We start from the raw sequence: 26433 nt of genomic DNA, 5'->3' as shown, positions 1-26433 counted from the left end.
GCGGCACCGCCCGGATCCGGCACCGCCGCACCCCCCGTCGCCCCGCGCCGGGGGGTGCGGCAGCATGAGCGCCCGTACGGACCGCACACCGTCCCGCACCTCCGCACCCGGACACGGGTGGCCGACCGACCGAGAGGACCGCCATGCCCGCGGCGCCGAAACCCGAGATCCTGGCCGCGTTCGAGGCGGCGAAGGGGTTCATGCCCCGGGACGAGGGGCTCGCGCTGTACGCGGCGGCCGTCGAGGCGGGACGGCTGGGGCTGCCGCTGCTGGAGGTCGGCACCTACTGCGGGCGCTCGACGATCCTGCTCGCGGACGCCGCCCGGCTGCACGGCGTGCAGGCGCTCACCGTGGACCACCACCGCGGCAGCGAGGAGCAGCAGCCGGGCTGGGAGTACCACGACCCGGAGACGCTCGACCCCGAGGTCGGCCTGATGGACACGCTGCCCGCGTTCCGCAGGACCCTGCACCGGGCGGGTCTTGAGGAGCATGTGGTCGCCCTGGTCGGCCGCTCGCCGCGGATAGCCGCCCTGTGGACCTCGCCGCTCGGCCTCGTCTTCATCGACGGCGGGCACACCGACGAGCACGCCGGCGCCGACTACGAGGGCTGGGCCCCCCGGCTGGCCCAGGGCGGACTGCTCGTGATCCACGACGTCTTCCCCGACCCGGCGGACGAGTTCACCGGCCAGGCCCCGTACCGGGTCTACCTCCGGGCGCTGGAATCCGGCGCGTTCACCGAGAGCGCGGGCCACGGCTCGCTGCGTGTGCTGCGGCGAACGGGGGCAGGTATCTGAGCCCCACGTTAGAGTCGCACCCGTGTCCTACCTAGGCCCCGACTTCGAACCCCAGCAACCGCGCCGCTTCCGGCGCGCACCGCTCACGGTCGCACTGGCCGCCCTGGTACCGGGCGCGCTGATCGGCTGGCTCGTGTACGAGGCGGTGGGCGGCTCGGACGGCTCCGCCGCGGCGGGCGGCGCGGCCACGCCTCCGGCTTCCTCGGCCTCCTCCGCGGCGTCCGCGGCCTCCGGGCGCTCGTCGGCGCCGTCCGGCGCGCACTCCTCGGGCTCCCCGCGCGACGACGCCAAACCGACGCCCGCGAAACCGACGCCCGCGGCACCGGCCGCCACCGGCTCCGAGCCGCTCGCGGGGAAGGTGGTCGTCATCGACCCCGGGCACAATCTGGGCAATTTCCAACACGCAGCTGAAATCAACCAAAAGGTGAACATCGGCGCGACTGCCAAGGAATGCGACACCACGGGCACGTCCACCAACGACGGCTATCCGGAGGCGCAGTTCACCCTGGACGTGTCGCACCGGCTGCGCACGCTGCTGGAGCAGCAGGGCGCCACGGTGAAGCTGACCCACGACCACGACGACCCGCCGTGGGGGCCGTGCGTGGACGAGCGCGCCCGGATCGGCAACGCCGCGCACGCGGACGCGGCGATCTCCATCCACGCGGACGGCTCGGCCGCGGGCAACCGCGGATTCCACGTCATCCTGCCCGGCGCCGTGCACGCGGGCGGTGCCGACACCCGGCCGATCGTCGGCCCCTCCCGCGACCTCGGCGAGCGGATCGCGGGCAACTTCGTCCGCGCGACGAGCAGCGCGCCCGCCAACTACGTCGGCGACGGCACGGGCCTCGTCACCCGCGAGGACCTGGGCGGTCTCGATCTGTCAACGGTTCCGAAGGTCTTCATCGAGTGCGGCAACATGCGCGACAGCAAGGACGCGGCCCAGTTGACCAGCGGCGCCTGGCGGCAGAAGGCGGCGGAGGGCATCTCTGAGGGAATCATGAGTTTCCTGCGCAGGTAGGGTTCCGCGCGCCCCACCGGGCGGACAGCGTGATCGCATGGACGATATGGTCCCTACGACGAGGGGCCGCCCCCCGCTGCTGCACACCGGGCCCCGAGGGCGACACGGCGACAGCGACGCCTCCACCGACGACGAGAAGACCTACGAAGGACCTGAAGTGAACATCCGCTCCCTCACTAGGGGCGACGGCGTGGTGATCGGAGCAGCGGTGTTGCTGTTGATCGCGTCGTTCCTCGACAACTACTCGTACAACGGGGTTCCGAGCAACATCGACCTGCCGAGCCTGTGGTCCAGCGCTCCGGTCCTGCTCAGCGTCATCCTCGCCGGGATCATCGGCGCCGCGCTCGTCGTCCTCTCCCGGTTGCAGCCGCAGCCCCGCAAGGTCGCCGGTCTCGACCTCGGGCCGTTCGGCGTGGCCTTCACCGTCTTCGCCGCGTGGAGCGCGCTCGGCAACGTCATCGACCCGGCCGGCTCCGCGAACAACCTGGGCGGCTCCGCCGACGGCCCCGGCGCCGGCACCGGCCTGATCCTCGCTCTGGTCGCCACCGTGGTCATGGCGGCGGCGGCCATCGCCACCCCGCTGGTGCCCGCCCTCCAGCCCAAGCTGGTCCCGGCGCCCAAGCCCGCCGCCCCGCAGCCCTACGGCGCCCAGCCCCAGGGCGGCTACGGCTACCCCGGTGCCGCGCAGCAGCCGTACGGCGGCCAGCCGCAGCCGGGTCAGCCGCACCCTGGTCAGCCGCAGCCGGGCCAGCAGCAGGCCCAGCCGTTCGGCCAGCCGCAGCCGGCCCAGCAGCAGCCCCAGTCCGCGGCGGGTTTCTCGCAGTTCTGGTTCGCCGTGCCGATGCCGCGCCCGCTGTTCTCCGAGGACGGCTCGCCGTCCCCGATCGCCGAACTGGTGCCGGGCACCTGGTACCTGGCGGTCGAGCAGCGCGGGGCGCAGCTCGTCGCCCAGACCCAGGACGGCCGCCGCGGCGTGCTCCAGGACACCTCGGGCATCCAGCGCGGCTGAGCCGCCGCCGGTCCCTGACCGTCGGCCACCGGCCCCCCGCCCTTCCGGGCGGGGGGCCGGTGCCGTACAGTCGCCGCATTGTCTGACGGACCGTCAGGAGGCAGTGATGCGGCTCGGTCTCGCACTCGGCTACTGGGGGCGCGGCCCGGCCGCGGACCAGGTGCCGCTGGCCCAGGAGGCCGAGCGGCTCGGCTACCACTCGGTGTGGACGGCGGAGTCCTGGGGTTCGGACGCGTTCACCCCGCTGACCTGGATCGCGGCGCACACCTCAAGGATCCTGCTGGGTACCGCGGTCGCCCAGATGGCGGCCCGCTCCCCCACCACCACCGCGATGCACGCCCTCACCCTGGACCACCTCTCCGGCGGCCGGATGCTGCTGGGCCTCGGCCTGTCCGGGCCCCAGGTGGTGGAGGGCTGGTACGGCCGCCCGTTCCCGAAGTCACCGCTGACCGCGACCCGGGAGTACGTCGACGTCGTGCGGCAGGTGCTGCGCCGGACCGCGCCGGTGACCACGGACGGCGGCTTCCACCCGCTGCCCTACCGCGGCCCGGACGCCACCGGCCTCGGCAAGCCGCTCAAGTCGATCACCCACCCGCTCCGGCCCGACCTCCCGGTCCTGCTCGGCGCGGAGGGCCCCAGGAACGTCGCCCAGACCACCCGCATCGCGGACGGCTGGCTGCCGCTGTACTGGGCGCCGAACCGGCCCGAGGTGTACGGCCCCGCCCTGCGCGACCTGCCCGCGGGCTTCCTCGTCGCCCCCATGGCCCAGGTCAGGGTCTGCGCCGACGTCGCCGAGGGGCTGCTCCCGGTCAAGGCCATGCTCGGCTTCTACATCGGCGGCATGGGACACGCGGCCCGCAACTTCCACGCCGATCTGATGGCCCGCATGGGGTACGCGGACGAGGCGCAGAAGATCCAGGAGTTGTTCCTGTCCGGGCGCCGGGAGGAGGCTGTACGGGCCGTGCCGGACGCGTTCGCCGACGAGATCTCCCTGGTCGGCCCGCGCGAGCGGATCGCCGAACGGCTCACGGCATGGCGTGCGGGCCCGGTGACGGACCTGCTGGCCCTCGCGCCGGACCCGCACACGCTCCGGGTGCTGGCGGAACTCAACTCCTAGCGCCGCTGACAAGTTGGGAGGTCGTGGGCACCTGGTTGTGCACGACGGCGCCCTGGCCCCGTCCGGCGTCCTTCACCTGGTTGATGACGTTGTTGAAGGAGTTCGCCGCCTGGTCGCCGGAGCTGCCGCCCCTGCGCAGACTGGCCGGCAGGTTCTTGAGCCCCTCGATGCCCCGCTCCAGCGGGGCGAGTGCCCTGGCCAGCGCCGGATCGCCCTGGGCGTTGCGCACCGCCGCCTTCAGCCGGTTGTACGAGAAGGCACCCGCGAGCGCGGCCTTGACCAGAGCTCTCCTGCGGTGCTTCGCGCCCTTCTTGAACTTGCCCTCCCTCGCGGGCTTGACGATCCACTTGTACGTCGCCCCGGCCGCGAGGCCGGCGTTCAGCACGAACCGGGTCTTGGCGAACTTCTGCCGCTGTGCGGACGTGCTGGGGCTGGGCGTGGCAGCGAGGTGCTCCGCTGCCGCCGGCGGCACCCGGCTGGTGGTACTGCTGCTCCCGCAGGCGGTGGCGCCGGCCACCAGGGCGCAGCACACGACGAGCGCGACGACGAGGCGCCGCATCGGAACGGTCACGGGATTCCCTCCGGGATCTTCTCCCCGAGCAGACAGATTCCTCCCCGTCCTGCTTCGTCTTCGCTCCCTCCCCGGCCTTTCCCCTCCCCGGCTCCCGCCCCAGCCGGAAAAGACCTCTTCCGGCAGCGTCTCGCCGTGGCGCCGACTACGCCACTCGGGGGACGGCCGTTCAAACTTCACCTTCCCCCGGCCGCAACCGGAATCCCGGCGGGCCCGGGAATCCGTGCGCCGCGCCACGCCGTACCCGCGGCCGGACGACGGCGCAACCGCTCCCCGGCCGCCGGAGACCTCGACGGCGGCGGTGGCTGCCGCGCGTGCAGAGGGTGTACGGACCCCGCTGCGCGGGCCCGGCCCGCGCAGCGCTACGCGCAGCAGTCGGGGTCGAGGCCGTGCGGCAGGTGGGCGCCGCCGAACACCTCACAGGTGGCCTCGTGGCCGCCGAGCGCGGCCACGGCGAGCAGCAGGGAGCCCGCCGTCCAGGTGGTGAGTTCGCGCGGCCAGAGGGCGTCGTCGTCGAAGACGTAGCCGGTCCAGTACAGGCCGGAGGCCGGATCGCGCAGGTGCTGGATGGACCGGAGGATCTCCAGGGCGCGGTCGGACTCGCCCATCGCCCACAGGGTGAGCGCGAGTTCGGCGGACTCGCCGCCGGTGACCCAGGGGTTGGGCACCACACAGCGGACACCGAGGCCGGGCACGACGAAGCGGTCCCAGCCCTCCGCCAGGCGGGAGCGGGCCTCCGTCGCCGGCAGCGCGCCGCCCAGGGCCGGGTAGTACCAGTCCATCGAGTAGCGGCTCTTGTCGAGGAACCGCTCGGGGTGGCGGCGGATCGCGTGGCGCAGCGCGCCGAGGGCCAACTCCCAGTCGGGCTGGGGCTCCTCACGCTGCTCGGCGATGGCGAGCGCACAGCGCAGCGCGTGGTGGACGGAGGAACTGCCGGTGAGCAGCGCGTCGGTGGTGGCGGTGCCGTCGTCCGCGCGCCGCCAGCCGATCTGGCCGCCGGGCCGTTGCAGCCGCAGCACCCATTCCACTGCCGCGTACACGATCGGCCACATGCGGTCGAGGAAGGTGTCGTCGCCGGTGGCGAGGTAGTGGTGCCAGACGCCGACGGCTATGTACGCCACGAAGTTGGACTCGCGCCCGCGGTCCGTGACGTCGTCGTGCGCGCCGTCCGCGTAGGCCGCGTACCAGGAGCCGTCGTCGTTCTGGTGGCGGGCCAGCCAGGCGTACGCGCGGTCCGCCGCCGCGTGTTCGCCCGCCGCGTCGAAGGCCATGGCGGTCTCGATGTGGTCCCACGGGTCGAGGTGGTGGCCGCGGAACCAGGGGATCGCGCCGTCCTCCCGTTGCACGGCGAGCAGACCGCGCACGGTCGCGGCGGCCTGCCCGGCCGTGAGGACCCCGGGCAGGACGAGGTGTTCTGTCCGGGGCGTGGTCACCGGGTGGCCGCCTCGGAGTCCTCGGGCGCCCCGGGCACCCCGGCGAGGTGGGGCTTGGTCGCGTACGCCACGAAGCTCTTGCCCAGCACCGGGTTCAGCGCCCGTTCCGCGGCCCGGGTGGCGAGCGGTTTCTTCATGATGTCCCAGACCAGCAGCTTGTGGTACGCCCGCACCGGCAGCGCCTTGTCGTTGTCGACGCCGAAGGCGCACTTCAGCCACCAGTACGGCGCGTGCAGGGCGTGCGCGTGGTGGGTGCCGTACGGCCTGAGGCCCGCGCCGCGGATCCTCGCGAGCAGTTCGTCGGCGCGGTAGATGCGGATGTGGCCGCCCTCGACCTCGTGGTAGGCGTCGGACAGCGCCCAGCAGACCTTCTCGGGCCCGTAGCGCGGCACGGTGACCGCGATGCGGCCGCCCGGCCTGAGCACCCGCGCCATCTCGGCGAGTACGCCCTTGTCGTCGGGGATGTGCTCCATCACCTCGGAGATGATGACGACGTCGAAGGACTCGTCGGGGAAGGGCAGCGCGAGGGCGTCGCCCTCCATCGCGGTGGCGGTGGCGCCCGCGGGCGCCTCGCCCGCCTCCCGCATGGCCGCGAACCACTTGGCGACCTCGCGGATCTCCTCGCCGTTGCGGTCCAGCGCCACGACCCGCGCGCCCCGCCGGTAGCACTCGAAGGCGTGCCGGCCGGCTCCGCAGCCGAGGTCAAGGACGCGGTCGCCCGGGGCGAGCGGGAACCGGGTGAAGTCGACGGTCAGCACGTGGCCCTGCTTTCGCGGTCGGGGTCGGGGTCGGTGCCTGCGGTGGTAGCGGATACGACGGGAGCGCCGGACGCCACGGCACGACCGACCGCCCCCGGCCCGGCCTCGGCCCGGCCGGCCGAGGGGACGGGCCCGCCGCCGGACGGCGAAGGCTGCGGGCGACCGCGCCGCGCACCCGCACGGGTGGCCCGCGTTCGGCCTGCGCGGGCGATGGACTCGCGGTAGTGGGCAACCGTTCCTTCAGCGGCGCGGGCCCAGGTGAAGTGGCGCAGGACCCGTTCGCGGCCCGCGTGTCCGAGGCGGGTGCGCAGGCCCGGGTCGCCGAGGAGCCGGTTCAGGCCGGTGGCCAGTGCTCCCGCGTCGCCGGGCGGTACGGCCAGGCAGGTCTCCCCGTCCCGGCCGGCCACCTCGGGGATCGCCCCGCCGGTCGTGGCGAGCAGCGGGGTGCCGGTGGCCATGGCCTCGGCGGCGGGCAGCGAGAAACCCTCGTACAGCGACGGCACGCAGGCCACCTCGGCGGAGCGGATCAGGTCGACCAGTTCGGCGTCCGTGATGCCCTTCACGAACTCGACGGCGCCCTCAAGGCCGTACCGCTCGACGGCCTGGGCGACCGGTCCGGCCTCGGCCCGCTTGCCGACGACGACGAGATGCGCGCCGGGGTGCTCGGTCCGTACCTTCGCCAGCGCCTCGACCAGGAAGACGAGGCCCTTGAGCGGCACGTCGGCGCTGGCGGTGGTGACGATCCGGCCCGGTGTCACGGGCACCGCCGGATCCGGCGCGAACAGGTCGGTGTCGGCGCCGATGTGGACGACGTGGATACGGTCGTCGCGCACCCCGAGGTGGTCGACTATCTCCTGGCGTGAGGTGCCGGAGACGGTGAGGATCGACGGCAGGCGGCGGGCGACCCGCTTCTGCATGCGGGTGAAGCCGTACCAGCGGCGCACCGAGGAGCGGCGGCGCCATCCGTCGGCGGCGTCCAGCTCCAACTGCCGGTCCACGGTGATGGGGTGGTGGACGGTGGTGACCAGGGGGGCGCCGAGGTCGCCCAGCAGCCCGTAGCCGAGCGTCTGGTTGTCGTGCACGACGTCGAACTCGCCGCGGCGGGCGAGCAGTTGGCGGCGGGCGCGGAGCGAGAAGGTGAGCGGTTCGGGGAAGCCGCCGGTCCACATCGTGCCGACTTCGAGGGCGTCGATCCAGTCCCGGTACTCGGCACGCCGGGGGGTGCGGAAGGGGTCCGGCTGACGGTAGAGGTCGAGGCTCGCCAGCTCGGTCAGGGTGAGTCCGGGGTGGCCCTCGTCGAGGACGGGGTAGGGCTGGGAGCCGATGACCTCGACCCGGTGGCCGAGGCGGGCCAGTTCGCGGGAGAGGTGGCGGACGTAGACGCCCTGTCCGCCGCAGAACGGGTTCCCTTTGTAGGTGAGCAGCGCGATGCGCAGCGACTCTTCGGTCCCGCCCCCGGCTCCTCGGCTCCGCTCGGTCAGGGCGGGCTCCGCACCGGCTGCGGGAGGGTCTTCCGCTCCCGCGCCCCTGGCCTCAGCGGTCACTCCGGGCCCCCCTCTCCCTGCGCTGTCCCGCGAGATTACGCCGGGACGCTAATCTAGAACAAGTTCCAGACTTGATCGTTCAAGAGGCTCTGAATCTACCGGCAAGTAGGAGTGCCGTGAGCACAGGATCGGGTGATTCACGCCACGGCCCGCCCTACCATGCTGTGCGATCACCAGCCTTCACCGACTGTCACGGAGCGGGACCCATGCCTGCGCAAGCCAAGGCGGACGCCAGCGCCGCCCCATCGAGGCAGCCGGCCTCGTCGCCCCTCACGGAGCGGCAGGAGGCCCGCCGCCGCCGGATCCTGCACGCGAGCGCACAGCTGGCCAGCCGGGGCGGCTTCGACGCGGTGCAGATGCGGGAGGTCGCCGAGTCCTCCCAGGTGGCACTGGGCACGCTGTACCGGTACTTCCCCTCCAAAGTGCATCTGCTGGTCGCCACCATGCAGGACCAGCTGGAGCACCTGCACGGCACGCTGGGCCGCAAGCCCCCGCTGGGCGAGACAGCGGCCGAGCGGGTCGCCGAGACGCTGATGCGGGCCTTCCGCGCCCTGCAGCGCGAGCCGCATCTGGCCGACGCCATGGTGCGCGCCCTGACCTTCGCGGACCGCAGCGTGAGCCCCGAGGTCGACCAGGTGTCCCGGCAGACCACGGCGCTCGTGCTGGACGCGATGGGCCTGGAGAACCCGACCATGGAGCAGTTGTCCGCGGTCCGGGTCATCGAGCACACCTGGCACTCGGCCCTGATCACCTGGCTCTCGGGCCGCGCCTCCATCGCCCAGGTCAAGATCGACATCGAGACGGTGTGCCGGTTGATCGACCTGACGGCCCCGGAGGCCCAGCAGACCCAGCGGACCCCCCGGGGGCGGCGGTGACACCGGGCCGGAGACGGCCGGAGCACCGGGCCGAAGAGGGCCTGAGCCGGCCCGAGCAGGTGAAAACCTACGAGACGGGTTCCCTTCGCCGGTATTGTCCGGATCAGGTATTGGAGGTCGCCTTCGGGCCCGACCACTGCCTTCCGGCCTCTCAGCCCTACCGTCGACGTCGGCCCCGGCGGATGCTTCCGCGTCTCGCCCGAGTCGGCTACTCCGGTCGAACTCCCTCACTCGCCTCGTAGGCCACCACCAGCATAGAACTCCCCAAGCGGGACATAAAACCCCAAACGTGAAGAATTTACTCTTCTGGCGGGAATACCGGCTCCCCGCCCGCCGCCAGCGTGATCACGATGGCCTCCACGGGGCAGCTCTCCGCCGCCGCGAGCACCTGTTCACTGGCGTCGGTGTCCGCCTCGACGGGCCGGGACTGGCGCCCGGAGTCGAGGCGGAAGCCGTCGGGGGCGTGGTGGACGCACTGGGCCGAGCCGATGCAGACGGAGCGGTCGACCTCGATGTGCCAGCGGTCGCCCATCGCCTACGCCTCCCAGCCCGCCGGCAGGTGGATCATCTTGTGCTCCAGGTAGGCGTCGTAGCCCTCGGGCCCGAACTCCCGGCCCAGACCTGAGTTCTTGTAGCCGCCGAACGGGCCGAGCATGTCCAGGCTGAAGGTGTTCACCGAGTAGGTGCCGGTGCGCACCTGCCGGGCGATCTCGACGCCGTGCCCGGCGTCGGCCGTCCACACGCTGCCGGACAGTCCGTAGTCGGAGTCGTTGGCGATCTTCAGCGCCTCGGCCTCGTCGCCGTACGGCAGCAGGCAGATGACCGGCCCGAAGATCTCCTCCCGGGCGATCCGCATCGAGTTGTCGACGTCGCCGAAGAGGGTCGGTTCGACGTACCAGCCGCGCTCCAGGCCCGCCGGCCGGCCGCCGCCGGTGAGGACCTTGGCGCCCTCCTCCTGGCCGATGCGGATGTAGTCGAGGTTGCGCTGCTGCTGGCGCCGGGCGACCAGCGGGCCGACCTGGGTGGCCGCGTCCAGCGGGTCGCCGACCGTGAGCGCGCTCGCGGCCTGCGCGAAGGCGTCCGCGAACTCGTCGTAGCGGGACCGGGGCAGCAGGATGCGGGTCTGGGCCACGCACGCCTGGCCGTTGTTCATCCAGGCCGCCGGGACGATGCCCGCGACCGCGGTCGCCACGTCCGCGTCCGGCAGCACGACCGCCGCCGACTTGCCGCCGAGTTCCAGGGTGACCCGGGTGAGGTTGCGCGCGGCCACCTCCATGACCCGCTTGCCCGCCGCCACCGAGCCGGTGAAGGAGACCTTGTCGACGCCGGGGTGCCCGACCAGGTACTCGCTGACCTCGCGGTCGGCGGGCAGGATCGACAGCACGCCCTCCGGCAGCCCGGCCTCACGGGCGATCTCGCCGAGGACGTACGCGTCGAGCGGTGACTCGGGGGACGGCTTGAGGATCACCGTGCAGCCGGCGAGCAGGGCGGGCGCGAGCTTGGCGGCGGCGACGAACTGCGGGACGTTCCAGGGGACCACGGCGGCGACCACCCCGACCGGCTCGCGCCGCACCATGATCTTCCCGAGCGCCCCGTCGCGCGTCTCCTCGTACGTGTGGCCGCGGGCGACGGTGATCGCCGAGTCCCAGACCATCATCGCGCCGAGCGCCTGCGCGAGGACGCTCCACGAGTACGGCGAGCCGTTCTCGGAGGAGATCACCCGGGCGATCTCCTCGTGCCGGGCGGCGATGCCGTCCTTGATACGGGTGACGACCGCGATCCGCTCGTCGAGGCTCATCCGGGGCCAGGGTCCCTGGTCGAACGCGGTCCGGGCGACGGCGACGGCCCGGTCCACATCGGCCGGCGAGGCGTGCGGGACGCGGCCGATGACCTCTTCGGTGTGCGGGGAGATCACCTCGATGACGTCCCCGCCCAGGGGATCGGTCAACTCCCCGCCGATGAACAGCTGTCCGTGTTCCACGAGCTCGGTCATGGCCGACTGCCTCCTGCGGCACGATTTCTGACGCTGTATCAGAAACGGATACCAGTTCTCCGCGCACTAGTCCACGGCAGGACGCCACCCACTCGGCCGAACCACCGCATCGCCCGACCGGCCGCCACACGCCGCATCGCATCGCGCCAACCCGCGCAGCCGCCAGGCTCCGGCTTCCGGAACCGGCGGGCGCCCGGGGCAACCGATGGAACCGGTTCTAGTTATAGTGGGGCGGGGAGGCCATGATGGTGGAGACGTTCGATCACGGCGGCGGTGTGCGGTCCGTGGCGGTGCCCATACCGGACAACCCGCTCGGTCACACACTGGTGTACGTCGTGGACACCGACCGGGGCCCGGTGCTGGTCGACACCGGCTGGGACGACCCGGCGTCGTGGGACACGCTGGTGTCCGGACTGTCGGCCTGCGGCACCTCGGTGGCGGAGATCCACGGGATCGTCATCACCCACCACCACCCCGACCACCACGGGCTCTCCGGCCAGGTCCGCGAGGCGTCCGGCGCGTGGGTGGCGATGCACGCGGCCGACACCGCGGTGGTACGGCGCAACCGGGAGGCACGCCCCGAGCGCTGGCTCGACTACATGAGCGCCAAACTCGCCGCGACCGGTGCCCCGGAGGAACATCTGGCGGTCCTGCGCATACCCGGCGTCCTGCAACGGCGACCGCCCGCTCTCCCGGACCGCGAGATCGTCCCCGGCGACCTCCTGGACCTGCCCGGCCGCCGGCTGCGCGCCGTCTGGACGCCGGGGCACACCCCCGGCCACGTCTGTCTGCACCTGGAGGAGGAGCACCCCGCCGGGCTGCCGGGACACGGCCGCCTGTTCTCCGGCGACCACCTGCTCCCGAAGATCACCCCGCACATCGGCCTGTACGAGGACCCGTCCGCCCAGGCGAACTCCACCGGCCGCAACGGCGCCGAGAACTGGGCGGAGGCCATCGACCCGCTCGGCGACTACCTCGACTCCCTGGAGCGCATCGGCCGGCTGGCCCCCGCCGAGGTACTGCCGGCCCACCAGTACGCGTTCACCGGCGGACCGGCCCGCGTACAGGAGTTGCTCGCGCATCACGAGGAGCGGCTGGCCGGACTGCTGACCCAGCTCGTCGAACCGCTCACGCCCTGGCAACTGGCCGAGCGGATGGAGTGGAACCGGCCCTGGCCGCAGATCCCGCACCCCTCCCGGAACATCGCCGTCGCGGAGGCCGAGGCCCATCTGCGCCGCCTGGTGAAGCAGGGCCGGGCCGAACCGGTACCGGGCACCGACCCGCTGAGGTACGTCAGGACCACCTGACCGGGACCGCACGACGGCGGCCCTCTCCCGGACCGCTTTCCCCGCACCACGTGACCGGCCCGCCCCGCCGCACGGCCGTCTGTCACGGCCACCCCTCGGGGGTCCGGAGGGGGGCCGGTAGAGTGATGGGGTCGTCATCAGACCCGTACGGGGGGAAGCCGGTGCAATTCCGGCGCTGACCCGCAACCGTGAACCGGCCGTCAAGGCCCGGTGAGCCGGACTGCCCCAAACGGAACGTGACCGGCTCAGGTGCGTCGGCAACCGCCCGCGCACGGCACCGTCGAGGTTTACGGGGCCGAGCCGCCCGGGGTGTCCCGTGCTGCCCGGCTTCCTCGCGAACCGACCCGCGAAGAGAGGCACCCGCCGAGCATGAACGTCCGCCGCAGTGCAGCGGTCCTGGCCACCGTCGGCGTGCTCGCCGCCGCGTCACCCGCCCTGGCCGCGAGCCCTTCGCCGTCCCCGTCGACGGCCCTCCCGTCCGGGCTGTACGGCGACGCGGATCCGAAGTTCGACGGCGTCTGGCGCCAGTCGCTGGCGCTGCTCGCCCAGCGCACCGCGTCCGTGACGCCCGCCGCCAAGGCCGTGGACTGGCTGACCGGACAGCAGTGTGCGGACGGGGCGTTCGCCGCGTTCCGCGCCGATCCGGGGCGGGCCTGCGACGCCAAGGTGGTGGTCGACACCAACAGCACCTCCGCCGCCGTTCAGGCCCTGACCGCGACCGGCGGCCACGACAGCGCCGTCGGCAAGGCCGTGACCTGGCTGAAGTCGGTGCAGAACAAGGACGGCGGCTGGGGGTACACGCCGGGCGGCGCGAGCGACGCGAACTCCACGGGCGTCGTCATCGGCGCGCTCGCGGCGGCCGGTGAGCGGCCCGCGGCAGTGGTCAAGAACGGCCGGACGCCGTACGACGCGCTGCTCGCTCTTGCCCTGCCCTGCTCCGGCGACGACGGCGGCGCCTTCGCCTACCAGCCGGACAAGAAGGGCAAGTTGGCGGCCAACGCGGACGCCACCGCGGCGGCCGTGGTCGGCCTGCTGGGCGCGGGCCTCACCGCGAAGGCGGCCACAGCGGGCGACGCGCCGAGCGGGGCGCCCGGCACGGACTGCGCCGGCACCCACAAGCCCACCCCCGAACGGGCCGCGGCCGACGGCGCCGCCTACCTCGCCCGGGCGGTCGCCAAGGACGGCCACCTCACCTCCGCGCTCGCGGGCGCCCCCGAACAGCCCGACTACGGCAACACCGCCGACGCGGTGGTCGCGCTCGCCGCGCAGGGCGGTGCGGACCGGGCCGCGAAGCCGCTGGCGTGGCTGGAGAAGGACGCGGCGGCCTGGGCGAAGCAGAACGGACCGGCCGCCTACGCGCAGTTGATCTTCGCGGCACACGCGACCGGCACGGACCCGCGCGACTTCGGCGGTACGGACCTGGTGCGGGCGCTGGGCGCGACCGGCCCGGCGCCGCAGGCGGCCCGGCAGGCCGGACCGGGCGACGCCTCGGACGCGTCGGACCAAAAGGACGACAACGGCGGCTCGGGCACCGGCCTCTGGTGGATCATCGGCACCGGTCTGGTCGCGGGCGTCGGCATCGGCTTCCTGCTCAGCGGCCGCAGGAAGCGGCAGCTGTGACCGGGCCGCGCCGCGGTGTGCTCCTGCTGCTGGCCGCGCTCCTGCTCTGGGGCGGCACGGGCCAGGCGCAGGCCGCCGGCTACCGCTACTGGTCCTTCTGGGACCGTACGGGCGACCGGTGGACGTACGCCACCGAGGGTCCGTCGCTGGCCCGCCCCGCCGACGGTGCCGTCCAGGGCTTCCGGTTCGCGGTGAGTGAGGACTCCGCCGACGCGACGTACCCGCGCGGCACGACCCGCTTCGCCGAGATCTGCGCGCACACGCCCGCGCGGGACGGCCGCAAGCGGGTGGCGCTGGTCATCGACTTCGGTACGGCGGCGGACGCGCCCGCCGCCGAGGCACCGCCGACGGCGCGGACCGCCTGCGCGGTGCTCGCCCCCGACGCGACGACGGCCGAGGCCCTGGCGGCCGTCGCGGGACCGCTGCGCTACGACTCCAACGCCCTCCTGTGCGCCATCGCCGGATACCCGAAAAAGGGCTGCGGCGAGCAGGTGGCGGCCAGGGACGGCAAGCCGACGGCCGCCGCGAAGCGGCCGGCGGCGGGCGAGGACGACGGCAACGGGCCGTCGCTCGGCCTGTGGGCGGGCGGGGCGGCGGTCGTCCTGCTGGGCACGGCGGCCGTCTGGCAGGCCCGACGGCGCCGGGATGCGTAGGCACGGGAATGCGTAGGCACGGGAATGCGTGAGGGCCGCGCCCGCCGGGCGTCGCCCCCCGTCCCGCACGGACCCACGCCCGGCGCGGGCGACGGCAGCGGCGCCCGCGGCGCCGACCACGCCCACGACGCGAGCACCCCGCACGGCGGCAGCACGCGCGGCGACGGCCGCACGCGCGCCTCGGCCGCCTCGGAGTCGGCTCGCGACGAGCGGACGGCTGCGAAATCGGCCCGCAAGGAGCGGGTGGCTGTGAAGTCGGCGCGCGCGGAGCGGACGGCTGCGGGCCGCGAGGGCGGCACGGCGCGGCGGCCGCGTACGGTCGTGCACCCCGGGGCCTGGTGGGGCTGGGCGATCGGGCTCGGGGTCGGGGCCAGCCGGACCAGCAATCCGCTGCTGCTCGGACTGCTCGTCGCGGCGGCGGGCTATGTGGTGGCCACCCACCGCAGTACCGCCCCCTGGGCCCGCTCCTACACGGCGTTCGCCAAGCTCGCGCTCGCCGTGCTGGTCATCCGCCTGGTCTTCGCGGTGGTCCTCGGCTCCCCGATCCCCGGCACGCACGTCCTGCTCACCCTCCCCGAAGTCCCGCTCCCGCACTGGGCGCAGGGCATCCGGCTGGGCGGCCGGGTCACCGCCGAGTCGCTGGTCTACGCGTTCTACGACGGTCTGAAACTGGCCGTGCTGCTGATCTGCGTGGGCGCGGCCAACGCCCTGGCCAACCCGGCCCGGCTGCTCAAGTCCCTGCCGGGCGCCCTGTACGAGATCGGCGTGGCCGTGGTCGTCGCGCTGACCTTCGCGCCGAACCTGATCACCGACGTACAGCGGCTGCGCTCCGCCCGCCGGCTGCGGGGCCGCCCGGACCGCGGTGTGCGGGGCCTGCTCCAGGTGGGCCTGCCGGTCCTGGAAGGCGCCCTGGAACGTTCCGTCGCGCTCGCCGCCGCGATGGACGCGCGCGGTTACGGCCGCAGTGCCGACGTGCCCGTCGCCGTCCGCCGTACCACCGCCGGGCTGACTCTGGGCGGTCTGCTCGGCGTCTGCGCGGGAACGTACGGGCTGCTCACCGCCGCGGGCGGCGGCTACGGACTGCCGGTGCTGCTCGCCGGGGCCGTCGCCGCCCTCGCGGGGCTGCGGCTGGGCGGCCGGCGCTCGCCGCGCACCCGGTACCGGCCCGACCCGTGGAACGCCCGCGCCTGGCTGGTCACCGGGTCCGGTGCCGCGGTCGCCGCGCTGCTCGCCCTCGCCGCGGCCCGCGACCCGGCCGCCCTCAACCCCGGGGTCGTCCCGCTCACCGCGCCCGCGCTGCCCCTGTGGCCGGCGGCGGCCGTACTCCTCGCCCTGCTTCCCGCCCTGGTGGTCCCCAAGGAGCCGTCGTGATGCCCGAAGGAGCCGTCGTGACCCCCGAGGAACCGTCGTGATCCCCAAGGAGCCCTCGTGATCCGCTTCGAGGACGTCAGCGTGACGTACAACGGGGCCGTCGAACCGGCCGTGCGAGGCGTGGACTTCGAGGTCCCGGAAGGTGAGCTGGTGCTGCTCGTCGGTCCGTCCGGCGTCGGCAAGTCGACGGTGCTGGGCGCGGTGAGCGGCCTCGTCCCGCACTTCACCGGCGGCACCCTGCGCGGCCGGGTCACGGTCGCGGGCCGCGACACCCGTACCCACCGGCCGCGCGAACTCGCCGACGTCGTCGGCACGGTGGGCCAGGATCCGCTCGCGCACTTCGTGACGGACACGGTGGAGGACGAACTCGCCTACGGGATGGAGTCGCTGGGGCTCGCGCCGGCGGTGATGCGGCGGCGGGTGGAGGAGACCTTGGACCTGCTCGGGCTGGCCGAGCTGCGGGACCGGCCCATCGCCACCCTCTCCGGCGGCCAGCAGCAGCGGGTCGCGATCGGCTCGGTGCTCACCCCGCACCCCGGGGTACTGGTCCTCGACGAGCCCACGTCGGCGCTGGACCCGGCCGCCGCGGAGGAGGTCCTCGCGGTGCTCCAGCGGCTGGTCCACGACCTGGGCACGACGGTCCTGCTGGCCGAACACCGGCTGGAGCGGGTGGTCCAGTACGCCGACCAGGTGCTGCTGCTGCCCGCGCCGGGCGCCGCGCCCGTGCTCGGCGCCCCGGCCGAGGTGATGGCCGTCTCGCCGGTGTACCCGCCGGTGGTGGACCTCGGCCGGCTGGCCGACTGGCACCCGCTCCCCCTGACGGTGCGGGACGCCCGCCGCAGGGCGGCCCCCCTGCGCACCCGCCTCACCGGCCACGCCCCTTCCCGCACGTCCCCCGCCTCGGCCCCCGGCCCGGACTCGCCCCCGCCGACCCCTGCCCCCACCTCTGACACCTCTGATGCCGATGACGCCGGTGCGGTGAGCCCGCCCGCGTCCGGGTCCGGCGGGCGAACGCGGCTGCCGGGTCGGGCGAGGCGCTCGGTCGGCCGGACCCTGCTGCGCCGTCGCCCGGCGGCCGTGGCGTCGTCACGGCCGGCCGGGCGGTCCGCCGTACCCCTTCGGGCCGCCGACGGCACCGGCCCGGTACACGTCGTCGGCGTACCCGTCGCCGAGGTACGGGCGCTGGCGGTACGGCGCGGGCGGATCCACGCGTTGCGGCAGGTCGACCTCGGTGTCGGACCCGGGGAGATCGTCGCCCTGATGGGCCGCAACGGCGCCGGGAAGTCCACGCTGCTCGGCTCCCTGGTCGGACTGGTCGCGCCGACCGCGGGCAGCGTCCGGGTCGGCGGTGCCGTCCCGCACCGCACCCCGCCCCGCGAACTGGTCCGCCGGGTCGGCCTGGTCCCGCAGGACCCGCGCGACCTGCTGTACGCGGACACGGTCGGCGCCGAGTGCGCCGCCGCCGACCGGGACGCGGGCGCCGCGCCCGGTACCTGCCGTGCGCTGGTGTCCGAACTGCTGCCGGGCATCACCGACGACACACATCCGCGTGACCTCTCCGAAGGGCAGCGGCTGGCGCTCGCGCTGGCCGTGGTGCTGGCCGCCCGCCCGCCGCTGCTCCTGCTGGACGAGCCGACCCGCGGCCTCGACTACGCGGCCAAGGCCCGCCTGGTCGCGCTGGTGCGCGGGCTCGCCGCCGAGGGGCACGCCGTCGTCCTGGCCACGCACGACGTGGAGCTGGCCGCCGAACTGGCGCACCGGGTGGTACTGCTCGCCGACGGGGAGGTGATCGCCGACGGCCCGACCACCCACATCGTGGTCTCCTCGCCGTCCTTCGCCCCGCAGGTCACCAAGATCCTCGCCCCGCAGGAATGGCTCACGGTCGCCCAGATACGGGAGGCCCTGACATGACCGAACACCCCACGGACCGGCCGGCGAAGCCGAACGCCGGCCCATCCACCCCGGTTCCCCCGACCACACCCATGCCCCCGCCATCGCCGCTGTCGCCGCCCCCGTCACCGTCGTCGCCCCCGCCGACCCCCCAGGCCCGCGCCGTCCGCCTCGGACCCCGTTCCGCCGCCGCGCTCGTCCTGGTCGGCGCGGTCGGCGTGGTCGCCTTCGGCTGGCCCTTCCTCGCCCCGCCCGCCTCCCGGATCAGCGCCCACGCCCAGGACGCGCCGTGGCTGTTCGCGGGGCTGCTGGTGCTGCTGCTCGCGGTGGTCGCCGCGGCGATCTCCGAGTCGGGTCTCGGACCGAAGGCCGTGGCCATGCTGGGCGTGCTGGCCGCGACCGGGGCGGCGCTGCGGCCGATCGGCGCGGGCACGGCCGGGATCGAGCCCATGTTCTTCCTGATGGTGCTCAGCGGACGTGTCCTCGGCCCCGGCTTCGGCTTCGTACTGGGCTCGCTCACCATGTTCGCGTCCGCGCTGCTCACCGGCGGGGTGGGGCCGTGGATGCCGTTCCAGATGCTGGCGATGGGCTGGTTCGCCATGGGCGCGGGCCTGCTGCCGGGCCCGGACCGGCTGCGCGGGCGCGGTGAACTCCTCATGCTGGCCGGTTACGGCTTTCTCGCCGCGTTCGCCTACGGAACCGTCATGAACCTCGCGGGCTGGCCCTTCCTGGGCGCCCTCGCCTCGAACATCTCCTTCGACCCGCAGGCCGCGGTCCCCGGCAACCTGGCCCGGTTCGTCGCCTACTGCCTGGCGACCTCGCTGGGCTGGGACCTGGGCCGGGCCGCCTGCACGGTGGTGCTGACCCTCACCCTCGGCCCGGCGCTGCTGCGCGCGCTGCGCCGGGCCACCCGGCGGGCCGCCTTCGAGACCCCGGTCACCTTCGACGCCGCGGATCGATGACCGCCTGGTGAGCGCCCGTACGCGGTCCGTGCGCGACGCGCGGACGATGCCCGGGCGGCGGGTGAGGCACCCCACATGACGCAGATCACCTACGACGTCGGACAGTAGCCCATTGTGTCCGTTTTGCTCACTAACGCACCCCCACTGACCTGCACCGCGCGCGCCACCCCGCATACCCCACCGTTCCCGCCAATTCGGCCACAACTAGTAAAAGGGGTCATTGCCTACCCATTCCGGGCCTGCTTCTCTGGGTCCGTCGCCAGGCGCCGACACCCTTTCCGGGTCACGGCGCCGACGTACGCCCCGCCGCCGGAAACGGAGGTGCCGACGGCGTACGGCGCGAGTTCTGTCCCCGACGCAAGAGGTTCTACGTGTCCGTCTCCCGCATCCGCCGCATCGCCACCCCCAAGAAGGCCATCGCGGTCGCCGCCCTGGTTGCGGCGACCACCAGCACGGCGCTGGCCTCGACGGCCGCCCAGGCCGCCACCCCTACGGGCCTTCCCGTCCAGGCGATGGCGAAGAAGATGATCCCGGACGCCGCACAGTGGAACGCGTTCAACGAGATCGTCACGCGTGAGAGCGGCTGGAACGCCTCCGCCGCCAACCAGCTCTCCGGCGCCTACGGCCTGTTCCAGGCCATGCCGGGCTCCAAGATGGCGTCCGCGGGCTCCGACTGGAAGACCAACCCGGCCACTCAGATCAAGTGGGGCCTGAACTACATGAACTCCCGCTACGGCAGCCCGGTCGGCGCCTGGAAGTTCTGGCAGTCCCACGGCTGGTACTGAGCAACACCGCCTCCTCTGCAACGGCACCCCCGCCCACCCCTGGCGGGGGTGCCGTGCTGTCCGCCCGCACCACCGACGACCGCTCACACAACCGGCAACAACTAACGCGCCCGCCCGCGACAGTGCCGCCACACCACACCCGCCACCCACCCCCAACAGCGACGTCACGCCACCCACCCACACAACCGGCAACCACTCAGGCCACCCGCCCGGCACCCCACTTGGCACCCCTCCCGCCACCCCACCACCAGCGGCCCCGGCTTCCCCGACTCTTGACACCGCTCGAATACAGGGGGAGCATCCTCGCGTTCCTTGACAACGTTGTCTGCATGCAGGTCCGAGAACTGACAACGCTGTCAGCACACTTCCGCGTGGAGGCGAGCGCGCCCGTCATCGGCGCGCTCTGATCTTCCATCAGACACGAAGGGCAGGAGCGGTGTCAGGCTCACTGGTGCGTCAGACTCAAGTGGAGGGCCAGGCTCGTCCCAGACGGCGAGCCCTCGCCTCCGTCGCCGCGACCGCGGTCGCGGCCCTGGCGATGGCCGCGACCGCCACGCCCGCCTCGGCCGAAGCGGGCCCGGGCGCGGTCAAGGATCCGGTCTCCTACGTCAACCCGTTGATCGGCTCGGCCAACGCGGGCAACACCTACCCCGGTGCCGTCCAGCCGTTCGGCATGCTGGCCTGGAGCCCGCAGAACTCCCGCGGCAACCAGGTCTCGACGCCCGCTCCGGGCGGTTACCAGTACAACGCGACGAAGATCCGCGGCTTCAGCCTGACGCACCTCAACGGCGTCGGCTGCTCCGGGGCCAACGGCGACATCCCGATCATGCCGTACGTGGGCGACGTCGACTCCTCCCCCACGGCCGACACCACCGACGCCAAGTACGCCAGCACCTTCTCGCACGCGAACGAGACGGCGTCGGCGGGCTCCTACAAGGTGCGGCTGGACAGCGGCGCGTCCGCGGATCTGACGGCCACCCCGCGCACCGGCACGGGCCGGTTCGGCTTCCCCGCGGACAAGCCCGCCAGCATGCTGTTCCGCACGTCCAACTCGGAGAGCGGCAGCACCGCGGCCGACGTCCAGGTGAACGCCGCCGAGCGGACCGTGACCGGTTCGGTCAGCGCGGGCAACTTCTGCGGTCCGCAGAGCGCGAACAACCGCAAGGACCTCTACACGCTGTACTTCACGGCGCACTTCGACAAGCCGTTCGCCAAGGTGGGCACCTGGACGGACGGGACCCTGCAGCCGGACTCCGCCTCCGCGAAGGGCGGTACGGGCTTCAGCTCGTCCGGCAACCCGGTGGCCGGCAAGGGCTCGGGCGCGTACGTCACCTTCCCGGCGGGCACCGCCGGCGTCCAGGCGAAGGTGGCCGTCTCCTACGTCAGCGCGCAGAACGCGGAGGCCAACCTCCGCGCGGAGAACCCGCCCGCCAAGACCTTCGACGCCGTCAAGTCCCAGGCGCAGGCGGCCTGGAAGCGGGAGCTGAGCAAGGTCGAGGTGAGCGGCGGCAGCGACGACCAGCGCTCCACCTTCTACACCGCGCTCTACCACTCGATGCTGGAGCCGACCCTCACCAGCGACGTCGACGGCCGCTACCTGGGCGCCGACCGCAAGCCGCACAGGCTGGCCAAGGGGCAACAGGCGCAGTACGGCACCTTCTCCGGCTGGGACCAGTACCGCGCCCAGGTGCAGTTGATGACGCTGCTGAACCCGAAGGCGGGCAGCGACTACGCGCAGTCCCTGTTCAACTACGCGACCCAGCGGGACGGCGAGTGGGACCGCTGGCTGCTGGAGAACGGCAAGACGAGCGTGATGTCCGGCGACCCGTCAGCCCCGGCGGTCGCCTCCGTCTACGCCTTCGGCGGTCATGACTTCGACGTCAAGGGCGCCCTGAAGTCGCTGATCACCGCGGCGACCGTGCCGACGGCGAACGACTCCGACAGCGCGGGCTGCAACGTCGAGTGCGTGGGCCAGCGCCCGGCGCTGGACAAGTACCTGAAGCTCGGTTACGTACCGGCCGACGGCTGCCACTGCTGGGGCGGAGCCGCCGAGACGCTGGAGGACGCGGCGGCCGACTACGCGCTGTCCGCGCTGTCCGGGCAGGTCGGCGACCGCGCGAACGAGAAGACGTTCCTCGACCGCTCCGGCAACTGGAGCAACGTCTTCGATCCGAACGCCACCCCGCAGGGCGGCTACATCCGGGACCGGAAGTCCGACGGCACCTGGGCGGGTACGTTCACGCCGGGCACCGGCGCCGGGTTCGTCGAGGGCACCAGCGCCCGCTACACCTGGATGGTCTACTCCGACGTGGCGGGCCTCGCGAGCGCGATGGGCGGCAACGACGCGGCCGTGTCCCGGCTGGACTCCTTCTTCCGCACCCCGGACGGCGCCTTCGACTTCTCCGCGAAGGACGACACGCGCTACGACCCGACCAACGAGCCCGACATCAACGCGCCGTACCTGTACAACTACCTGGGCACGCCGTACAGGACCCAGGAGACGGTCCGCGCGGAGATGGACCAGCTGTGGTCCAACACCCCGGGCGGTATCCCCGGCAACGACGACGCCGGGACCATGTCGTCCTGGTACGTCTTCTCGGCGCTCGGCATGTACCCGCAGATTCCGGGCCGCGCCGACATGGTGCTCTCGGCGCCGCTGTTCCCGCGCGCCGTGATCCACACCGGGAAGAACAAGACGATCACGGTCAACGCCCCCGCGGCGTCCGCGGACAACATCTACGTCCAGGGCCTGAAGACCGACGGCAGGAAGTCCGACAAGCCGTGGGTCCCCGCCTCGTTCGTCACCCGTGGCGGCACCCTGGACTACACGCTGGGTGCCAAGCCCGACACCTCCTGGGGCAGCGCCAAGGCCGACGCCCCGCCGTCATTCCCGGGCGGCGGAGTGAAGTTCTTCACCGGGGTCACCCCGGCGCAGCTCAAGGCGGAGCCCGGCGGTGACGCCGTCGCCACCAGCGTCAAGGTGCAGACGCTCCAGAACGAGGACACCAAGGTGCACTGGACGGCGAGCCCGCCGGCCGGTATCACGGTGACCCCGGCCGAGGGCGACTTCACGGTGCCCGCGGGCGGTTCGGTCAGCGCGAAGGTCTCCGTCACGGCGTCCGCCGGGACCAAGGAGGGCTTCTACACCATCCCGGTGACGCTCACCTCGTCGACCGGTGCGGCGCTGCCGAAGACGTCCGCGTCGGTGACCGTCGCCGCGAAGAACAGCATGCTGTGGAACGTCAACAGCAACGGCATCTCCGAGGACGACGCCAACCCGCAGGCCAACTTCGACGGTGAGGGCTGGAGCTACTCGGCCGCCGCGCTCGCCGCGGCCGGCGCGACCCCGGGCGGCACCGTCTCCTCCGGCGGCTTCGACTTCACCTGGCCGAGCGCCGCCGCCGGTGACCCCGACAACATCGAGGTCGTCGGGGGCGACCAGGTGCTCGCGGTGCCGTCGGCCGCCGGTGCCACGAAGCTGAGCTTCCTGGGCAGCGCGGCGGAGGGCGCGGCGAGCGGCACGGTGACGCTCACGTACACCGACGGGACGACGCAGCAGGCCGAACTCGGCTTCAGCGACTGGACGCTCGGCGGCGGTTCGCAGTCGCCGTCGTACGGCAACACGGTCGCGGTGCACACCACTTACCGTGATGTGCAGGGCGGCGGCAAGGACCCGGTGGGTACGGAGGTCTTCGCCACCGCGCCCATCGCGCTCCAGGCGGGCAAGACGCTGGCGAGCGTGACCCTGCCGGCCACGACGAACGGCGGCATCCTGCACGTGTTCGCGGTGGCGACCGCCTGACGACCGCCCCGTGACCGCCACGGCCGACTGACACCGCTTCCGCCGTGTCCGGCCACGCCGAGGCCCGCTCAACCCCGGGAAAGCGCCGGGGCTGAGCGGGCCTTCGTCATCTGCGCCCGAACCCGACGTTCGAGCAGTGCTCCGGCGAGGCATCCTTCACGTAGCACCGGGAGTTCGCGCTCGGCAGGACATCGTCCCCCCGTCTTCACCGCACTGGTCAAGCGGCTCGTCGCCGTCGGCGGCCCCCCGGTCCCACCACCCAGGCCGAAGGTCAAGGCCCTCACGCACACGCCTGCCTCCCCGGAGGAAAACCATGAAGCTCCTCACCGATCTCGCCGAACGCACCATCGCCACCTACCTGGAGGCGTTCCTCGGTCTGCTCCTGGCGTCCAGCGTCATCGACCTGTCCGCCGCCAAAGCCGCCGCCGTCGCCGCGATTCCGGCCGGCCTCGCCGTCGTCAAGGGCGCCCTGTCCTCGCGCATCGGCTCGGCGTCCAGCGCCGCGGCCCTGCCGAAGGGCAGCGCGTGACCGTGCCCGTGGGGTCGGAGTGAGCGGCCCGACCGGGAAGCCGCGTTCGAGTGAGCGCCACGGCTCAGGATCGAAAGGTCTGCGGCCTCTTACCGTCCCTGGCCGGACCGCCAGTGCTTCGCCTGCGCCTGCCTGTCGGGCCGGTGGCCGGTGTTCCCTTGTGTACCGGTGTTCCAGCCGGTGGACGGCGCAGGCGGCGGGAACGACGTGATCTGCGAGTCCAGCGCATGGGCCACGGAGGTGTTCGACGGCGGGTACGCCGCGCTCCAACTGGTGCCCTGAGCAGCGGGATCGACGTGGTGATGGGCCCAGGACGAGTAGGCCACCTGGTATTCCGTCTGAGCAGACACGGGGGCGGGGGCCGCGAACGCCGCATCAAAGCCGTCACCGTGGCTGGGGCCCCTTAGCCAGTCCTCTGCCACTTCATCCATATTCACACCGTGGAGTAGTGCCTCTGTGTCCACGTTGCCAAACATCGAATCCAGGTACTCGGCCTGTGCCTCGTCCTGAGCAGGAGGGACGTCGACACCCTGGCCCGCGTACGGCGAGAACGACGGCAACGACGCACCCGACGGACCACCCTCCAACTGCGGCACCTCCAACTCCACCACGACCGGCCTTCGACCCGACCAACGTGGTTCCTGATCACCACGTTTCCGTGCCCGATAGTCCCGCCCGTGGACTTGGTCCGCCTCCCGCTGTTTTTGGGCGCGGTACTCCGGATTCATCTGCCTCCGTGACAGCTCCAGATTCCGCTCCATCTGCTTTGCCTCGTACCCCTGCGGATCGGCCTGTCGCTCCTGGTCCCGCTCCCGCTTCCGGTGCTGGTCCCGCTCCCGCTCCGCATCGACGTAACCCGGAGTCGCCCGTTTTCTTTGCAACCGCTCCCGCTCTTTTCGGCGTTTTTTGGCTTCTCGGGATTCAGGCTTGTCGTTGTTCGATGGCATGGCGTTCCGCGTCCCTTCGTTCTCCAGGATTTTCCGGCACCCCTACAACTCGCCGCTCCACCGCACGGTTCACCAGCCCGACCGGCGCCGGATCACCACTCCACCCGACCGACACCGCCCCCGCCGTGCAGCCACGGAACCCTGGCCGCACCGGAGAGGCGGCGAACGGTCGTCCACCGGCACCGCCGAGCCGTTCCAGCAGTCCGGCATCCCCGGCAGACAGCGGTTTCTCACCGTGTCCGGGTGTGCCTTGTGCGGTGGCGGTACACCCGCGCCTCTCGGGCCGGTGGCTCGTCGCCGAAGCCTGCGGGCTGCGAAGGCGGCAGGTACGCCGTGGCCCCCGAGACCAGCGATTGTCCCCCGACGGTGTTCAACTGCGGGTCCGCCACACGGCTGCTGCCCTCGCCGTAGGGGTTGTCCCAGGGCGAGAACGCCACCCGGGATCCCGTCCGAGCCGACCGTGGGTCCACCCCGGGAAGGGCCGACCACGTCCCCTCGGGGTGCGAATATCCGTCGTATTCGGCCATGTTGGACGCGAAAGGATTGACCGGGTCAGGCCAGTAGCCGGACGCGAACACCGGATCAGAGCCGACACCGTGGCTGGGGTACTCAAGCGGGTTCTGTCCTACGGCCGCGACCTCATGCCCAGGCAAAAATCCATACGCAGCCGACTCCGAGTACAGGCCGCTGCGTCGTGCCGACTCCTGCCATGCGTCCCCCTCCGCCATCCAGACGGCTTCCACGTCCAAACCGTCGAACATCGACTTCGTGTCCTCCCACTGCACTTCGCCCTGCCCATGAACGCCGGCGCCCTGGCGCGCATACGACGCGGCCACAACGTCCTGCCCGGACGCCTCGACACCGCGCAAAGGTTTCAGACGACGGTGCAGGCCCAACGCCGCCATGCGGACCTGCTCGCCCAACTTCTCCTCGTCCGCCAATATGCGCCACACCCCGGGCTGCCCCAGTTCAAGCGAAAGATCGGCTATGAACGGCGGCACCAGCGGACTCGACGGGCCACCCGTCGACTCCGACACCTCCACCATGACCGGCTTCCGACCCGACAGACCGAGGCTCTCCCAAGCCAGCGCCACCTTCAACCCCACCGGCGGCTTCTCGGGCCCCTGCAACTCCGGCTGATAATCCTTCCACACGTCCCCTGCCACGCTCTGCAAGAGATTCTTGTCCTGCGCAACCTCTGCCCGTGCCCAAAAAAGCTGACGGCTGATGTTCCGCGTCTGCCATTTACTTCCTTTCGCCGCCTCCCGAAGCTTCATCTGCCTCTCCCAGTCCTGTAGCTTCGCGATTCGTCTCCTGCTGTCTTTTTCGACTCCTGGAAGACCACTTATCCGTGGCATTGTGTTCCGTGCTCCTTCATCTCCAGGTGTTTCCGACACCCCTGCAACGCGCCGCACCACCAGCCGGTTCACCAGCCCGACCGGCGCCGGATCCCCA

General features: G+C 72.7%; 22 protein-coding genes and 2 riboswitches. Of the genes, 14 read left to right on the top strand and 8 right to left on the bottom strand.

The features are described from left to right. The first annotated feature begins 143 nt into the window (after window positions 1–143). The 4 genes from ACFYPJ_RS03510 to ACFYPJ_RS03495 all read left to right on the top strand — a co-directional run bounded on the left by ACFYPJ_RS03510 (window position 144) and on the right by ACFYPJ_RS03495 (window position 3938). Complete coding sequence (locus ACFYPJ_RS03510; protein WP_389009698.1) at window positions 144–794, top strand: class I SAM-dependent methyltransferase; 651 nt, start codon at window positions 144–146, stop codon at window positions 792–794. A 22-nt stretch (window positions 795–816) separates the two neighbouring features. Continuing rightward, window positions 817–1812 carry an N-acetylmuramoyl-L-alanine amidase gene (locus ACFYPJ_RS03505; RefSeq protein ID WP_389009695.1) on the top strand — a complete coding sequence of 332 codons (996 nt, stop codon included), beginning with the start codon at window positions 817–819 and terminating at the stop codon, window positions 1810–1812. Window positions 1813–1969: 157 nt separating this feature from the next. Continuing rightward, window positions 1970–2821: a hypothetical protein gene (locus ACFYPJ_RS03500; RefSeq protein ID WP_389010141.1), complete on the top strand. Its 852-nt coding sequence runs from the start codon at window positions 1970–1972 to the stop codon at window positions 2819–2821. A gap of 106 nt (window positions 2822–2927) precedes the next feature. After that, on the top strand, window positions 2928–3938 hold the full coding sequence (locus ACFYPJ_RS03495) for an LLM class F420-dependent oxidoreductase (RefSeq protein ID WP_389009692.1): 1011 nt from the start codon (window positions 2928–2930) through the stop codon (window positions 3936–3938). On the opposite strand, the gene ACFYPJ_RS03490 is transcribed toward ACFYPJ_RS03495, so the two are convergent. From ACFYPJ_RS03490 to ACFYPJ_RS03475, 4 genes are all read right to left on the bottom strand, one after another. Then, window positions 3928–4509 carry a hypothetical protein gene (locus ACFYPJ_RS03490; RefSeq protein ID WP_389009689.1) on the bottom strand — a complete coding sequence of 194 codons (582 nt, stop codon included), beginning with the start codon at window positions 4507–4509 and terminating at the stop codon, window positions 3928–3930. The genes ACFYPJ_RS03495 and ACFYPJ_RS03490 overlap by 11 nt on opposite strands. Before the next feature lie 362 nt (window positions 4510–4871). After that, complete coding sequence (locus ACFYPJ_RS03485) at window positions 4872–5942, bottom strand: prenyltransferase (RefSeq protein WP_389009687.1); 1071 nt, start codon at window positions 5940–5942, stop codon at window positions 4872–4874. Next, window positions 5939–6700: a methyltransferase domain-containing protein gene (locus ACFYPJ_RS03480; protein ID WP_389009684.1), complete on the bottom strand. Its 762-nt coding sequence runs from the start codon at window positions 6698–6700 to the stop codon at window positions 5939–5941. Before ACFYPJ_RS03480 ends, ACFYPJ_RS03485 begins: the two co-directional genes overlap by 4 nt. Next, the gene (locus ACFYPJ_RS03475; protein WP_389009681.1) at window positions 6694–8244 is read right to left on the bottom strand and encodes a glycosyltransferase family 4 protein; all 1551 of its coding nucleotides are present in this window, start codon (window positions 8242–8244) and stop codon (window positions 6694–6696) included. Before ACFYPJ_RS03475 ends, ACFYPJ_RS03480 begins: the two co-directional genes overlap by 7 nt. A 206-nt stretch (window positions 8245–8450) precedes the next feature. Here ACFYPJ_RS03475 and ACFYPJ_RS03470 point away from each other — a divergent pair, with 206 nt between their 5' ends. Beyond that, window positions 8451–9119: a TetR family transcriptional regulator gene (locus ACFYPJ_RS03470; RefSeq protein WP_389009678.1), complete on the top strand. Its 669-nt coding sequence runs from the start codon at window positions 8451–8453 to the stop codon at window positions 9117–9119. Window positions 9120–9182: 63 nt separating this feature from the next. Continuing rightward, a riboswitch (TPP riboswitch) is annotated at window positions 9183–9358 on the bottom strand. Between the two features lie 59 nt (window positions 9359–9417). On the opposite strand, the gene ACFYPJ_RS03465 is transcribed toward ACFYPJ_RS03470, so the two are convergent. Next, on the bottom strand, window positions 9418–9651 hold the full coding sequence (locus tag ACFYPJ_RS03465; RefSeq protein WP_389009675.1) for a ferredoxin: 234 nt from the start codon (window positions 9649–9651) through the stop codon (window positions 9418–9420). A gap of 3 nt (window positions 9652–9654) precedes the next feature. Further along, a complete protein-coding gene (locus ACFYPJ_RS03460; RefSeq protein WP_389009672.1) occupies window positions 9655–11112 on the bottom strand; it encodes an aldehyde dehydrogenase in 1458 nt (485 codons plus the stop codon). 245 nt (window positions 11113–11357) lie between these two features. On the opposite strand from ACFYPJ_RS03460, the gene ACFYPJ_RS03455 reads away from it, so the two are divergent. The 9 genes from ACFYPJ_RS03455 to ACFYPJ_RS03415 all read left to right on the top strand — a co-directional run bounded on the left by ACFYPJ_RS03455 (window position 11358) and on the right by ACFYPJ_RS03415 (window position 24031). Next, window positions 11358–12419 (top strand): MBL fold metallo-hydrolase, encoded by a 1062-nt coding sequence (locus ACFYPJ_RS03455; protein WP_389010138.1) that lies wholly within the window; start codon window positions 11358–11360, stop codon window positions 12417–12419. 111 nt (window positions 12420–12530) lie between these two features. After that, window positions 12531–12662, top strand: a riboswitch (cobalamin riboswitch). Window positions 12663–12788: 126 nt separating this feature from the next. Beyond that, window positions 12789–14039, top strand: coding sequence for a prenyltransferase/squalene oxidase repeat-containing protein (locus tag ACFYPJ_RS03450; protein ID WP_389009669.1), 1251 nt, complete (start codon window positions 12789–12791; stop codon window positions 14037–14039). After that, on the top strand, window positions 14036–14692 hold the full coding sequence (locus ACFYPJ_RS03445; protein WP_389009666.1) for an SCO2322 family protein: 657 nt from the start codon (window positions 14036–14038) through the stop codon (window positions 14690–14692). Before ACFYPJ_RS03450 ends, ACFYPJ_RS03445 begins: the two co-directional genes overlap by 4 nt. A gap of 24 nt (window positions 14693–14716) precedes the next feature. Continuing rightward, window positions 14717–16063: an energy-coupling factor transporter transmembrane component T gene (locus ACFYPJ_RS03440; RefSeq protein WP_389009663.1), complete on the top strand. Its 1347-nt coding sequence runs from the start codon at window positions 14717–14719 to the stop codon at window positions 16061–16063. A gap of 57 nt (window positions 16064–16120) precedes the next feature. Beyond that, window positions 16121–17974 (top strand): ABC transporter ATP-binding protein, encoded by a 1854-nt coding sequence (locus ACFYPJ_RS03435; RefSeq protein ID WP_389009660.1) that lies wholly within the window; start codon window positions 16121–16123, stop codon window positions 17972–17974. A 71-nt stretch (window positions 17975–18045) separates the two neighbouring features. Next, window positions 18046–18915, top strand: coding sequence for an ECF transporter S component (locus ACFYPJ_RS03430; protein WP_389010135.1), 870 nt, complete (start codon window positions 18046–18048; stop codon window positions 18913–18915). A 371-nt stretch (window positions 18916–19286) separates the two neighbouring features. Next, a complete protein-coding gene (locus tag ACFYPJ_RS03425; protein WP_389009657.1) occupies window positions 19287–19700 on the top strand; it encodes a transglycosylase SLT domain-containing protein in 414 nt (137 codons plus the stop codon). A 451-nt stretch (window positions 19701–20151) separates the two neighbouring features. Further along, on the top strand, window positions 20152–23502 hold the full coding sequence (locus ACFYPJ_RS03420) for a GH92 family glycosyl hydrolase (RefSeq protein ID WP_389009654.1): 3351 nt from the start codon (window positions 20152–20154) through the stop codon (window positions 23500–23502). Between the two features lie 313 nt (window positions 23503–23815). Continuing rightward, on the top strand, window positions 23816–24031 hold the full coding sequence (locus ACFYPJ_RS03415; protein ID WP_389009651.1) for a hypothetical protein: 216 nt from the start codon (window positions 23816–23818) through the stop codon (window positions 24029–24031). An 89-nt stretch (window positions 24032–24120) separates the two neighbouring features. Here the strand turns inward: ACFYPJ_RS03415 and ACFYPJ_RS03410 are convergent, their stop codons facing one another. Both ACFYPJ_RS03410 and ACFYPJ_RS03405 read right to left on the bottom strand, forming a co-directional pair. Next, window positions 24121–24978, bottom strand: coding sequence for a hypothetical protein (locus ACFYPJ_RS03410; protein ID WP_389009648.1), 858 nt, complete (start codon window positions 24976–24978; stop codon window positions 24121–24123). A gap of 230 nt (window positions 24979–25208) precedes the next feature. Next, a complete protein-coding gene (locus ACFYPJ_RS03405) occupies window positions 25209–26255 on the bottom strand; it encodes a hypothetical protein (RefSeq protein WP_389009645.1) in 1047 nt (348 codons plus the stop codon). Window positions 26256–26433 lie beyond the last annotated feature (178 nt).

It is taken from the genome of Streptomyces sp. NPDC006012 (assembly GCF_042871185.1).
GTDB lineage: Bacteria > Actinomycetota > Actinomycetes > Streptomycetales > Streptomycetaceae > Streptomyces.
The sequence above is the reverse complement of the archived record's forward strand: the minus strand, read 5'-3'. Positions and strand labels throughout refer to the sequence as shown.

Bases quoted from the DNA above. Each gene is read 5' to 3' on its own strand.
- ACFYPJ_RS03470 (WP_389009678.1), top strand. From the start codon at position 8,451: ATGCCTGCGCAAGCCAAGGCGGACGCCAGCGCCGCCCCATCGAGGCAG.
- ACFYPJ_RS03465 (WP_389009675.1), bottom strand. From the start codon at position 9,651: ATGGGCGACCGCTGGCACATCGAGGTCGACCGCTCCGTCTGCATCGGC.
- ACFYPJ_RS03410 (WP_389009648.1), bottom strand. From the start codon at position 24,978: ATGCCATCGAACAACGACAAGCCTGAATCCCGAGAAGCCAAAAAACGC.
- ACFYPJ_RS03455 (WP_389010138.1), top strand. From the start codon at position 11,358: ATGGTGGAGACGTTCGATCACGGCGGCGGTGTGCGGTCCGTGGCGGTG.
- ACFYPJ_RS03430 (WP_389010135.1), top strand. From the start codon at position 18,046: ATGCCCCCGCCATCGCCGCTGTCGCCGCCCCCGTCACCGTCGTCGCCC.
- ACFYPJ_RS03495 (WP_389009692.1), top strand. From the start codon at position 2,928: ATGCGGCTCGGTCTCGCACTCGGCTACTGGGGGCGCGGCCCGGCCGCG.
- ACFYPJ_RS03460 (WP_389009672.1), bottom strand. From the start codon at position 11,112: ATGACCGAGCTCGTGGAACACGGACAGCTGTTCATCGGCGGGGAGTTG.
- ACFYPJ_RS03415 (WP_389009651.1), top strand. From the start codon at position 23,816: ATGAAGCTCCTCACCGATCTCGCCGAACGCACCATCGCCACCTACCTG.
- ACFYPJ_RS03450 (WP_389009669.1), top strand. From the start codon at position 12,789: ATGAACGTCCGCCGCAGTGCAGCGGTCCTGGCCACCGTCGGCGTGCTC.
- ACFYPJ_RS03440 (WP_389009663.1), top strand. From the start codon at position 14,717: ATGCGTGAGGGCCGCGCCCGCCGGGCGTCGCCCCCCGTCCCGCACGGA.
- ACFYPJ_RS03405 (WP_389009645.1), bottom strand. From the start codon at position 26,255: ATGAAGCTTCGGGAGGCGGCGAAAGGAAGTAAATGGCAGACGCGGAAC.
- ACFYPJ_RS03510 (WP_389009698.1), top strand. From the start codon at position 144: ATGCCCGCGGCGCCGAAACCCGAGATCCTGGCCGCGTTCGAGGCGGCG.